Consider the following 13172-nt stretch of genomic DNA (forward strand, 5'->3'; position numbering starts at 1 on the left):
AAATACGTTTATTGATAAATGGATATTCGCTCTTCATTATTGTAAGGATAAATAGAAAATGAATCCACTTTCTTTGAAAGAAATGTGCGTGCCCCTGTGATGGGGAAAAACGCTCATTAAAATCTTGTGGAGGGCCGTTTTGTCCTGTATCGATGCCATTCTGAGAATACGAAATGTCCACTATACTGTATTTTAGCATTTATTCATATTAAATGTATAATCGAAACGGCAATCAAGCCAATAGAAAGGATTTTCCGTTTCTTTTTTTTGACATGGAAGAAATGAAGGGTTCAAGGAAAATCAAACCGTTTAACATATATCACAATGAGCAGACCATTTTAGGGAAGGATACTCACAAGGGAATACAGGATTATGAACGTATTCTTAAGGTTGAAACATTGTAAGGCAGTTTTTTTAATTATTTATAATATATAGGAGTAAAGTTAATTGTTTGTGGTATTAAAGAAAGGGGTTTATTATATTTGTTGAATATTGATGACTGATGGCGAATGAGGTGGAGAAAATGAAACCAATGTGTAAATGGTTGATGACAGGTATGTGCATATTCCTGATTCAACAGCCAGTTCATGCGCAAAGCATGAACGAAACCAGGCAGGTGGCATTAGAAAATAAAGAATTGCCTGTGAGCGTACCGCGTTTTGTTTTTGATTCGGGGTTGAAATTTGACTATCCGGATGCTGTGCGCGGAATATATGTGACAGGGCCTGCAGCGGGTGGCAATAAATTGAATGAGCTTATTAAATATGTAGATGAAACCGATTTGAATGCGATGGTCATTGACATTAAGGATGACAGGGGGAACGTTACTTATAAACCCGAAGATCCCGATTCTCCATATGCTGGGATCGGTAAAGACTACATAAAAAACCCAAGATCAATGCTGAAAAAATTTGAGGATAAACAGATTTATCCGATTGCAAGGGTAGTCGTCTTTAAAGACTCCCATTTGGCCAAAGAGAAGCCTGAATTGTCTTTTTTAGATGGAGAAAAGGTATGGAAGAATGGTCGAGGGGAAGCCTTCGTTAACCCATTCTTAAAAGAGGTGTGGGATTATAATGTCGGTATTGCCATTGAAGCGGCAAAGATGGGTTTTAAAGAAATTCAATTTGACTATGTCCGTTTCCCCGAAGGATTCGAAAATAAAGAAGATGATTTGAAATATGATGTAGGTGAATATGATGAAGCGAAAGTGAGTAATACAGCCAAAAGGGTTCAGGCAGTGACAGATTTCGTAAGTTATGCGAGGAAACAACTGGAGCCATATGGTGTGGAAGTGTCAGTGGATATTTTTGGATATGCGGCTACATTGCCTGAAGCTCCCGGAATTGGGCAAAACTTTACAAAAATTTCTGAGAATGTTGATGTAATTTCCTCGATGATCTATCCGAGTCACTGGACATCTTATTTTGGTATCGATAAGCCTGATTTGGAGCCTTATAATCTCGTTAAGGAATATGCGAAATTAGAAAACGGGAAGCTGAAGGAATTAAAAACACCACCTACTTCAAGGCCTTGGTTACAAGATTTTACTGCCTCATATTTAGGAGAGGGGAATTACCAAAGGTATGGTAAGGAAGAAGTGGAAGCCCAAATAAAAGCATTGAATGACAATGGTATTGATGAATACTTGTTATGGAATGCAGCAAATCGATATACAAAGGGAGTAGACTATACCCCATGAAAAAAAGGATGACCTAGGAAGTTTCTTCCGGTCATCCATATTCTCTCTGAATTACCGCTTTTTATTCCCGCCAACTTGACTCCACCCTGACTGAATTCGTTTCGATTGATCGAAAATATGAGAGTGACGTTTCCCGCCAAACCATTTTTCGCCGATGCCATTCGTCACAACGCCATTCACAGCTGTAATGCCAATAACGCAAGCAGCGACTAAAAAAAAGTCCAAAAAGTAATTGACCATCAAAACCCTCCTAATATTTTCAAGCTATTCAAGTTCCATTGTAGTGGATAAGAAATAATCTGGAAAGTATAAACTAGCAAATGAGGAGATTAAATTATGAATTGGTATGAAAAGCTAAATCAGTATTTCCCTATTGAAGAAATGAAGTCCAAAGAACATATAGAAGTTCTTTTAGAAGATAAACAGGAAATTTATAAAAAAGATGAAGGTCCCGACCATGTTTTATTGTATGTGGAAGGGGAAGAGTTTATATTCGTTGATTACCTTTTTGTATCTAAGAAAACAAGGGGGCAGGGACTAGGGAGGAAATTGATTCAAAAATTGCAAAAAAAGCAGAAAACGATCTTGCTGGAAGTAGAACCAGTACAAGAAAATGATGATGACACATTTAAAAGGCTGAAATTTTATAAAAGGGAAGGATTCCGGCACGCCTCTTCGATTTCCTACAGCCGAAAATCGCTTGCAACCAAGGAGGATACGCCTATGGAAATCTTATATTGGCCTGCAAACCCATCTGTTGATGAAGAAGACGTATTTGATTTCATGAAAGAGATTTATTCTGAAATCCATACTTACAAAGATGATGATCTTTATGGGAAATCTTATCAAGATGTAGAGGATGTACTAAGCTTGAATGCAGGTCAGGAAACGGATATTTTTAAAGAGGTGCAAATTTGAGAAAAAGGGCCGGTTGTTTCACCGGCCCTTTTTAATTTGTCGGAAAAAGTACAGTAAAGGAAAAAAATTGCGTGAACGGCCGAAAAAGTGTTCCAGCAGAAAACAACCGGAACATTTTTTGAAAATTGAGGCAAACTGTCTTTTCTTAAAATTTGTCAATAAAAGGAATCTTCGAACCCCGAACCATGATTTTAAAAGAAGGTTTGGTTCCCCTCATGATTAATATGGGATGAAACCCACACTAGAGTGAAGAAATTTGCGACACTCCTGCCGAAAAACTGGCTCCGCCAAGACCCCACAGTCGGCGGAAAGGGAGCGGATTTCTGAAAACAACTGGATCGTTTTTTAGACTGTAGGCAATCTGTCTTTTCTTATTGTTCATATTTTACGGTAAAATGAATTTCTATAACTTCTTGGATGGTAGAATGCTCCCTTATCGCTGATTCTTTCGAATTATTTTTTTACTTTTGGAAATATATGTGCTAAAAGAATGGTTTTTAATGTAAAAGGAGGAATTTGCATTTGATTAAAGAAAATATATTAACATGATCTTGTTTATTGAAAAAGATTGGGGGTAAATAAAAGTAACGAGTTATTTAAAAAATCATGAGGGCCGTAATGAGAGTTAAATGAGAATGGTAGGTAGGTATTTTCAATTAGAAAAAGCGGTTTTAATGTATTACATAAAAAACGGAAAAAGCTATAGTACAGGCTAAACTAGAAGTTTAAAAGGATTTTTCCAAATATCAAAAAGGGTATTCATTTTAAATAAATTAGTGTATAATAAAGAAAATGAAATACTTATTTAAAATTATTTCAAATTAGAGTGGTACTTATGAATACTAATAGTAGATTTCCCCTCATAGATCACCGATTCTATATTTAGGGAGTGTGAGTAAACATGGTAACATTATATACATCACCTAGTTGTACTTCATGCAGAAAAGCAAAAGCATGGTTAGAGGAACATGAGATTGGATATAAAGAAAGAAACATTTTTTCAGAACCGTTAACGATTGATGAGATTAAAGAAATTCTTCGAATGACAGAAGATGGAACCGATGAAATCATTTCAACACGGTCAAAAACTTTCCAAAAGTTAAATGTAAATTTAGAGAGCCTGCCTCTTCAAGAATTATATAAATTGATCAAGGAGAATCCAGGTCTGTTGAGACGTCCAATTATCCTTGACGAGAAACGGCTTCAAGTTGGTTATAATGAAGATGAGATAAGACGCTTTTTACCACGTAAAGTCCGTACCTTCCAGTTACGGGAAGCACAACGTATGGTCAACTAATAAGGTCTTTCAAGCTCTGCCAGGAAATGTGCAGGGCTTTTTCTTTATACATAACGATTTTCCGCTGATTTTTTTAACTTAATGAAGGGGAACATAAAAGAATCCTTAGGCGACAGCAGACGTTTTGGATTTGCAGAAGGTCCCTTGAACCTGTCATCATTTAAAGAAAAAATAAAGAATGAAGCTCATCATTCTGTGTATATAATAAGGCATTAATGGCAGTAAGATTAAAATTGAATAAAGCATTAGGATAGTTGCATGAGGATGAATTATTTTATAGAATGAATGGAATATTAGGCAAACAATTGTTTTTTAGATAAGTAATGTTTTTTATTTCCCTTCTTCAAGGTTTTGTCATAAAATGATGTAAAATAGTCTGTTTTAATGACTATCATGATTTACAGTATTCACTTACGGGTAAAGAGCTTTTAAGAGCAATTTTCGCTTGGGGGTTATTATCCCTTCAAAATGAGAAAGGAAGGGAGAGGGGAATCATGGAAATCGAACGCATTAATGACGATACAGTTAAATTTTATATTTCCTATATAGATATTGAGGAAAGAGGCTTTGATCGCGAAGAAATTTGGTACAGCCGCGAGCGAAGTGAGGAACTTTTTTGGGAAATGATGGATGAAGTGCATCAAGAAGAAGAATTCATGATTGAAGGACCCTTATGGATTCAAGTTCAAGCCCTTGAAAAAGGCTTGGAAGTTTTGGTCACAAAAGCCCAGCTTGCCAAAGATGGTCAGAAACTCGAGCTGCCTCTTTCAGATGATAAGTTAAGGGATTTGAATGTATCAGACAAGATGGATACGCTTCTTGATCAACATTTTCATGGTAAAGATGAAGAAAGCGGTATGACATTCGAGGATGGTATAATTGAATTCATCACGACTTTCGAGGATTTTGAAGATGTCATTTCATTAAGCAAGCGTCATGGCTTGGATGACTGGACAACAAAACTTTATGTTTATCAGAATAAATATTATCTTTATATCGAATTTTCCGAGGCGGAGATTGATGAGGAAGAAATCGATAATGTTTTAAGTCTTTTATTGGAATATAGTCAGGAGTCACCTATAACGGTGCACATGCTTGAAGAGTACGGGAAGATAGTTATCGAAAATGATGTATTCACAACGGTCGATAAATATTTCGCATAGACTGTTGAGGCCGATTTCAGTAGAAATCGGCCTTTTCGTCCAAGATTAAGTGTTTTTTGCCTTAGCATGGAGGTTTTTCAAATATGCCTGTGTTTGTTTGTTAATTGGAGGTAGTCTAGGTGAAGAATATAGTTGGCGTCGGTCTGCTTATTCTCTTGTTGGTCAGTTCATGGCATTTTCTAATAAATGGCGTCGATGGAGGGCTGATTTTTTATTCTAGTCTTATATTGACCATTTTCTTGGTGATAATTGGATTCAACATTTTCCTGGAAAACCGAGATCCCATCCAGACCATAACATGGCTTGTTATTTTTGGCGCTTTCCCATTCATCGGTTTCATTTTTTACTTTTTGTTTGGCCGTAATTTTCGGAAAGAGAGGATATTTCGCAAGAAGTACTTTTTGGACAAACAGAGTTTCGTGAAAATAAGCCGCGAAGCGGATTATAATGAACGAATTAAGGAAATGGGCGAGAACCCTCAGCAGTTAATCACTCTTGCAAATAGGCTGGGGAATAGCCCTATTTCATTTCAGACTGAAACCCGGGTTTTAAGGAATGGTGAGGAGACATTTTCCAATATCATCGAAGAATTAAAAAAAGCCAGACATCATATTCATTTAGAATATTATATTGTTAGGGATGACCGCATTGGCGGACTGTTAAAAGACATCTTGATACAAAAAGTAAAAGAAGGGGTAGAGGTCCGATTTCTCTATGATGCGGTTGGTTCTTGGAAGTTAGCACGCTCTTATATCGATGAACTGAAGAATGCGGGAGCCGAAATGGTGGCCTTTGGTCCGTTGCATCTCCCTTTATTAAATAATAAATTCAACTTTCGTAACCATCGTAAAATAATTGTGATAGATGGCTCTGTCGGTTTCATCGGCGGTCTCAATATTGGGGATGAATATTTGGGACAAGATCGGAAATTCGGTTCTTGGCGGGATACGCACCTTATCATAAAGGGGGAAGCGGTCAGAACTTTACAGCTCATATTTCTGCAGGATTGGTATTATAGCACCAATACTAGTTTTTTAAGTGATGAATATCTCATGGCCGGACTGCCGAACCATCACGGACATGGCGGAATTCAATTGATTGGCGGCGGACCTGATAGTGAGTGGACGATCATTAAAAGCATTTTTTTTAAGATGATCACTTCAGCAGAAAAGTCCGTCTGGATAGCCTCCCCGTATTTCGTTCCTGATGACGATATCTTACAAGCATTGAAGGTGGCTGCTTTAAGTGGTTTGGATGTCCGGCTGCTCGTCCCGAAGAACCCCGATAAACGTATCGTATTTCATGCTTCGAGAACTTATTTTCCCGAATTACTTGCTTCCGGAGCTCGTATATTCCAATATAATGAAGGCTTCATGCACAGTAAAATCATCATCGTGGATGAACAATTGGCATCAATTGGGACAACCAATATGGATATGAGAAGCTTTAACCTGAATTTCGAAGTCAATGCTTTTCTCTACCGGACGGAAAGTACTCAGCAGCTGGTGAATGATTTTTTGGAAGATATAAAGGTATCCCAAGAAGTGGAGATTGATGCGTTTTCCAAACGGAATTTCGGTTTGAAAGTTTTGGAGTCCACTTGCCGATTGCTTTCACCCCTTCTTTAGATTCTTTCTCTTATGCCGATCAGGCATTTTTTTTTTGCGGATTAAAAGGAATCCTAAGCGAAGCAGGCGAATGTAGTGGAAGAGGAGGAGATGTATGCTAACTGCGATAAAGAAGGATGGGACATGGATTACCCTCCCTGAAAAGATACCGGCAAACGTGATTGATGAATGGAGAAAGTCAGCAGATTATTACTGTCCATGCTGCAAGATGGAAATGACCATCAAAGCGGGAAAAGTCAGGATCCCGCATTTCGCCCATAAAAATAGTTCGTCATGCCGCGCTTCTTCAGAACCGGAATCCGCCTATCATTTAATGGGAAAAAGAAAATTGTTTCAGTGGTTCTTATCACATGGTTATCAAGTGGATTTAGAAGCCTACCTTCCTGAAATTAAGAAAAGGGCTGATATTTTAGCTGTGATAGGAGGTAATCGCTATGCAATAGAATTTCAATGCTCAGTTATCCCAGAGGTTGAATTCATGGAAAGGACAAAAGCCTATCAAAGCATAGGCATCAAGCCAATTTGGATTCTCGCAGCAAAACGCTTAAAAAGGAAAAGTTTGTATGAATTCAGTTTATCCCGCTTCCACTGGCTCTTCGTCACCGGCAGCTTCCATCATCCTTTTCTTTGGATGTATTGTCCGGAAACTGATCATTTATCAGTATTGAAAAACCTCACTCCTTTTACCCCCAGAACCGTCTTTGCCGAATTGACAACAGCTTCTTTAAAGCTCCTTCCCCCTAGTCGGGCATTGCCCCAAAACTGCTTTCGATTCCCTTTTCTGCCTGCATGGAGATATAAACGAAATGGCTGGTCCCTTCATCGAATGAAAACAGCACGGAGATGCGATCCTTTTTTCGAAGGGCTATATTTACATCATATTTCACCTGCGACACTTCCAATTGAAGTGGGTGTTCCCGTCAGAGGGATGCTGTTGATCGAAACAGCCTCAATCGAATGGCAGGCATGGTTATACATGGATGTGTTTCAAGAGAAAAGAACAGGGGAAAAGATTTTTATAGCTGATATTATTCATATTTTTAGAAAGCGTTCAAAAAAAGGGGATATAAAGTTCAGACCGTTGCCATTGCTTCATGAGAAACCCATCGAGTATCCTGTAGGTCAATATATCATGCTTTTGGAGCAATTTGGTTATCTATCAAAGCTGAAAGAAGGGGTTTTTAAAGTTGAAAGGGAAATTACCCTTCCCTTCACCAGTGATCAAGCTCAAATTTTGGAAAAAAATTTCTATGATAAGCATAAATTGATGATGGAAAAGGAGAATATCCAGTATAATCAGTGATAACATCTCTATTTATCTTGAATTCAGATGAAAGGGCAGGATTATTTTTGTTAATGGAGAAATAGTAATAAGAACTGGGAATTAAGAAAACTTTAAGAAAGAATGAACGCCGAATGAAGTATTGCAGCGTTCGATCCGGTTTAACGAGTTAGCCCAATGGCAAGTTTCTATAGAATGGGGAGGAATTTTTTTATGGCACAGGAAACAAAAGCGAATACATTACCTTCAAGAAGTGAAATAGCTCCTGAAGATACTTGGAGACTGGAAGATATCTTCGCAACCGAGGAAGATTGGGAAGCTGCCTTCAAAGCGGTAAAAGAAGACCTCAAGAAAGCGGAGGGACATAAAGGGACGTTGGGAGAAAGCGCAGAAAAATTATTTGCGGCCCTTCAACTCCAAGATGAGGTATTCGAGAAGCTAGGGAAAGTTTATTCTTATTCACATATGCGTAATGATCAAGATACAACCAATCCTTTTTATCAAGGGATGGAGGATCGGGCAAAAGCTTTATACGCCCAGGCAGCGGCTGCGTTTTCATTTATGGTTCCTGAACTATTGAGTATTGATGAAAACAAAGTGGAAGGGTTTTTGGAAGAAAAAGAAGATCTGAAATTATACAAACATTCTTTAGAGGAAATTAATCTTCAGAGACCCCATATCTTATCTGCAGAGCAGGAAGAATTATTGGCGCAAGCATCAGAAGTACTTGATGCATCGGGCAATACTTTCGGAATGCTTAACAATGCCGATTTGAAATTCCCGACCATCAAGGATGAAGAGGGAAATGAAGTGGAAATTACTCACGGAAGGTATATCAGTTTTCTTGAGAGTGAAGATCGCCGTGTACGTGAGGAGGCATTTAAAGGGGTATACAGCAAGTATGGAGAGTTCCGTAATACATTTGCTTCAACCCTGTCAGGTGAGGTGAAAAACCACAACTTCAATGCCACGGTTCGAAAATATGAATCAGCACGCCAAGCGGCGTTAAGTAATAATAACATTCCGGAGACCGTATACGATAATCTCGTTAAAACGGTCAATGACAACTTGCCATTACTGCACCGTTATCTTGATTTACGTAAAAAAGTACTGAAATTAGATGAACTTCATATGTACGATCTATTCACTCCTCTTGTTAAAGAAGTGAAGATGGAAGTGACATATGACGATGCCAAAGATTATGTCCTTAAAGGTCTTGCTCCGCTTGGGGAGGACTATTTGAACGTTTTGAAAGAGGGATTTGAAAACCGTTGGGTCGATGTGCATGAAAACAAAGGGAAACGAAGCGGTGCCTATTCTTCTGGTACATATGGGACGAATCCTTATATTTTAATGAACTGGCAAAATAACGTCAATAACTTATTCACGCTCGTTCATGAATTTGGGCATTCGGTTCATAGCTACTATACACGTAAATATCAGCCATATCCATACGGGAATTATTCCATATTTGTAGCGGAAGTTGCATCAACTTGTAATGAAAACTTGTTGAACGATTATTTACTGAATTCAATCGAAGATGAAAAGAAACGCATCTATTTATTGAATCATTACCTGGAAGGTTTCCGCGGCACATTGTTCCGGCAAACGATGTTTGCAGAGTTTGAACATACGATTCATTTAAAAGCTCAAAATGGGGAAGCGTTGACAGCGGATATGCTTACTAAGGAATATTATGAGCTGAACAAGAAATACTTTGGAGAGAACGTGACCATTGATGAAGAAATCGGTTTGGAATGGGCGCGCATTCCACACTTCTACTATAATTACTATGTTTATCAATATGCAACTGGAATCAGTGCAGCAACAGCATTAAGCAAGCAAATCCTTGAAGAAGGAGAGCCTGCTGTCAAAAGGTATCTGGAGTTCTTGAAGTCAGGAAGTTCCGATTATCCGATTGAAGTGCTCAAAAAGGCTGGCGTCGATATGACTAAAGCCGAACCTGTACAAGAAGCCATGAATGTATTCGAAGAAAAATTAAATGAGTTGGAAGAGCTTTTGAATAAATAGGATGTGGAAAGGACCCGAGCACTTCGGGTCCTTTTCAACTTATATGAATGTCCGTCATAATCCTTTAAAACGATTTCTCTGATTTAAGCTATGAAGAATTATGAAGAAAACAAAAAATAAAATAGGGGAGGTAAAATACAGAGGAATGAGGTTCATGATACCGAGCAGCTGGACAAATAGCGACCCTATCAAGAGTATAAGTAGAATAAAGCCTTTCAATTTGGTCACCTCCAACCTGGCCGCAGTAAAAGCTCATCTGCGCTTTATTAGATAGTATGTTTTAAAATAAGCAGTATTCTAAGAATATGACAATAATGTGAAGTTGCGCACAAAGTTCTTGCAATTAAGGTGTATAATCTGCTATAGTACAGATATAGAAGTTATCACATCCCAAACATATACCCCTTTGTTTGTTCGTCGTGAAATTTCTCCTATCCCCTTATTCGTATAAATAGATGAAAACCCCAGCAAATTTCGTGATTTGCCGGGGTTTTTCATTTGCATCAAAAGTAAAAAGAACAAAATGACGCCGGTTGTAACAAAAGTTGTACGAAAGATTAGGAAATAAAAACAAATGATCTAATATTTCTTGTGATTCACTTCACAATTAGATTCATTCCCACGCTTATCAGATATCAAAAACACTTATGTCTTTTAATTAAAAATTGGCTCTTATTTAGCTATATATACCAGAAACGATAATTAAAAAATGAAAAATATATATTGTGAACAATTTGTGAAATGTTACACATACAGTTGAAACATAACTGGGTTATCTGTTATATTGTTTATTGTGAAGTGAATCACAAACAAACTTATACCCCTTTGTTTGATCGTGAAAAATTTCTCCCATCCCCTTATTTTCTTATAAAAAAAACCATGCAATCTTTTGATTTGCATGGTTTTTCCTTTTTAAATATAACAAAAAAGCAGTCAAATTCATGACTGCTTCTTTGTATATCTCCAAAACGTTCCGTATTTAGCAGGAATCTTCTCTGCCAACTGTTTTAAAACAAGCTTTTTCATTTCCAACTCGACGTTATTCTTATTCATATTATAAACAGTTTCAATTTCCTTTGTGGCCACTAGTTTGAAACAGCTTAAAAATTCTTCGAGAGAGGGGGGTTTTGCAGGGGCTGGAAGACCATTGAGCATATCTTCTAAAATTTGAACATATACCTCGTAAGAATAGACACCTGAAACTTTTATTCCCTCTTCTTCAATATTTTGATTGAAAAAGACAAGGGAAGGTATTTCAGTTACTTCCATTTCGCTTGTGATTTTCATGTCACATTGAAAGCCTTTGGCTGCACTGGAAGAATTGATGTCATAAAGGAATTCCTCCACATCCAGTCCAACCATTTTGGCACATTCGGTCAAGACTTCGATATTGGATATATCCTTTTTTCCTATGAATACATATTCTTGAAGCTGCCTTAAAAAGCGAATGGCCAATTTACGCCCCTGCAATTCCGCTGCTTTTATTGCGATGGAAGCTGTATATGGAGAAGAGATTGGGTTTTCAGACCAAAGGCTCCCGTCGCAGGACATTCCCGAGCGGCTGGCTGTCTTTTCCCAAACTTGAGCAATGTTTTCATAATTTTTATTTTTCCCCATATTAAGAGAATCGATTTTACCGCTTAAAACATGGCGTAAACTGAACAATTGGCCATATTCTATCTGTAATTTCCTAATAATTGGTTCTAAGCCCCAGCATTCGGGACAAAGCGGATCAACAAAAACATAAATTTCAATTGGCTTTTTTCCTATATCATAGCAATGCTGCGTCTTGATCCAATCGGAAATATTGAAAACTGGTTTTTGTGCGCTCAACTGTCTTCTCCTTTCCCGTCAGTTCCGGATGTATTGATCATATGCTGTGCCGTCAAATAGAGGCGGTGATAGAAAAACTCCCTAATCTCACCCTCAAGGCCAACTTCGTCCATAGCTTGATACATGCATGAAAGCCATGCTTTCGCACGTTCTGGTGTAATTTCAAAAGGTATATGTCGAGCCCGCAACATAGGATGGCCATGCTCTTCGGTATATAAAGAGGGACCGCCTAAATATTGAGTCATAAATTGTTTTTGCTTACGGACCGTTTCAGTTAAATCGTCAGGGAATATTGGCTGCAGATCCGGGTGCTGACTAACGTTGGAGTAAAACACATCAATTAATTTGTGTAATTGCCCTTCTCCAATTAATTCATATGGTGTAGGGTTCCCTTGCATCATGTTGATTACTCCTTTTAAAGAAAGATGGTTGATATTTATTCATATTTTATCAATGACGTACTGATATAACAAATATATAGCTTAAAGAAAATTTTACATCTGTAGTATGACACAGGGGGATGATCGGAAATTACACCTTTGGGGGGCTCTCCCATTTGTTCTGGGTTTGTGGAAGAAGCCATATATAGACATGAAAAAAACTGACCCGTCACAAATAAACAAGGTCAGCTTGCTTTAGCTTGAAAATGTCCCATAAACTTTTTGAACATAGTTCTGAGTTTCTTTAAAGGGCGGGATGCCGTTATATTTATCGACGTTTCCTGGCCCTGCATTATAAGCAGCAAGGGCAACCTGGATGTCCCCGTCATATCGTTCCATCATTTGACTTAAATATTTACTCCCGCCCATGATGTTTTGTTCTGGATCGGTTGCATCATCCACCCCAAGGCTTTTTGCAGTTGCTGGCATTAACTGCATAAGGCCAGTAGCACCCGCATAACTGGTTGCTTCAGGGTTGAAGTTCGATTCTTGTTTAATGACAGACTTAATCAGTTTTTCCGGGAGATTATATAAACTGGCCGCCTGGCTGATTATATGATCATAGTTTGTTGCGGTTTCGCTGCTGCTCTGATTGTTAGGATGGGCAGCGGATATCGTGTTGATGTTCATGGATGTTAGGCCGCCGGGTTGAAGAAAGGATTTCGTTTCCGCGTCCACATTGGATAATAAGGAACCCAATTTCTGCGAAGTGCTTTCAAGAGCATCACCCGAAACCAGTTCCGAGAGCATGTCCTGGAAAACGAATCGAGATGAATTTGTATTTGTGATGCTGCTATTTGTGAATTGCTGGATTGCTTGTAATTCCATAAACGTTTTGAAATCTTGGATTTTCAAACTCTCCACCTCCGAATGGGTTC

Annotated in this window: 11 protein-coding genes; 7 read left to right on the forward strand and 4 right to left on the reverse strand. The window is 38.2% G+C overall.

Annotated elements, in window-relative coordinates; translation table 11 throughout:
• The first annotated feature begins 556 nt into the window (after positions 1-556).
• Positions 557-1702: a putative glycoside hydrolase gene (locus MKY17_RS06500; protein WP_260398029.1), complete on the forward strand. Its 1146-nt coding sequence runs from the start codon at positions 557-559 to the stop codon at positions 1700-1702.
• 51 nt (positions 1703-1753) lie between these two features.
• Here MKY17_RS06500 and MKY17_RS06505 read toward each other — a convergent pair whose 3' ends face one another.
• Positions 1754-1942 carry a hypothetical protein gene (locus MKY17_RS06505; protein ID WP_098371291.1) on the reverse strand — a complete coding sequence of 63 codons (189 nt, stop codon included), beginning with the start codon at positions 1940-1942 and terminating at the stop codon, positions 1754-1756.
• A gap of 96 nt (positions 1943-2038) precedes the next feature.
• Between MKY17_RS06505 and MKY17_RS06510 the strand changes: the two genes are divergently transcribed.
• From MKY17_RS06510 to pepF, 6 genes are all read left to right on the forward strand, one after another.
• Positions 2039-2620, forward strand: a complete 582-nt coding sequence (locus MKY17_RS06510; RefSeq protein WP_098371290.1) for a GNAT family N-acetyltransferase — start codon at positions 2039-2041, stop codon at positions 2618-2620.
• Between the two features lie 901 nt (positions 2621-3521).
• Positions 3522-3917: a transcriptional regulator SpxA gene (gene spxA / locus MKY17_RS06515; protein ID WP_034314502.1), complete on the forward strand. Its 396-nt coding sequence runs from the start codon at positions 3522-3524 to the stop codon at positions 3915-3917.
• Positions 3918-4411: 494 nt separating this feature from the next.
• Complete coding sequence (gene mecA / locus MKY17_RS06520; protein ID WP_098371288.1) at positions 4412-5080, forward strand: adaptor protein MecA; 669 nt, start codon at positions 4412-4414, stop codon at positions 5078-5080.
• Between the two features lie 119 nt (positions 5081-5199).
• Positions 5200-6708, forward strand: a complete 1509-nt coding sequence (gene cls / locus MKY17_RS06525) for a cardiolipin synthase (RefSeq protein WP_339201525.1) — start codon at positions 5200-5202, stop codon at positions 6706-6708.
• A 94-nt stretch (positions 6709-6802) separates the two neighbouring features.
• The gene (locus MKY17_RS06530) at positions 6803-8011 is read left to right on the forward strand and encodes a competence protein CoiA family protein (RefSeq protein ID WP_339201527.1); all 1209 of its coding nucleotides are present in this window, start codon (positions 6803-6805) and stop codon (positions 8009-8011) included.
• A 192-nt stretch (positions 8012-8203) separates the two neighbouring features.
• A complete protein-coding gene (gene pepF, locus MKY17_RS06535; RefSeq protein WP_339201529.1) occupies positions 8204-10021 on the forward strand; it encodes an oligoendopeptidase F in 1818 nt (605 codons plus the stop codon).
• Positions 10022-10960: 939 nt separating this feature from the next.
• Here the strand turns inward: pepF and MKY17_RS06540 are convergent.
• The 3 genes from MKY17_RS06540 to MKY17_RS06550 form a co-directional block, all read right to left on the reverse strand.
• Positions 10961-11827 carry a ClpXP adapter SpxH family protein gene (locus MKY17_RS06540; protein WP_260398031.1) on the reverse strand — a complete coding sequence of 289 codons (867 nt, stop codon included), beginning with the start codon at positions 11825-11827 and terminating at the stop codon, positions 10961-10963.
• A 23-nt stretch (positions 11828-11850) separates the two neighbouring features.
• A complete protein-coding gene (locus tag MKY17_RS06545; protein ID WP_053534150.1) occupies positions 11851-12255 on the reverse strand; it encodes a globin in 405 nt (134 codons plus the stop codon).
• Positions 12256-12489: 234 nt separating this feature from the next.
• Entirely contained in the window at positions 12490-13149 is a 660-nt protein-coding gene (locus MKY17_RS06550) for a lytic transglycosylase domain-containing protein (protein ID WP_339201532.1), read from the reverse strand.
• Positions 13150-13172 lie beyond the last annotated feature (23 nt).

This window comes from Peribacillus sp. FSL P2-0133, from assembly GCF_037975445.1.
In the GTDB taxonomy this organism is placed as follows: Bacteria; Bacillota; Bacilli; order Bacillales; family DSM-1321; genus Peribacillus; species Peribacillus simplex_E.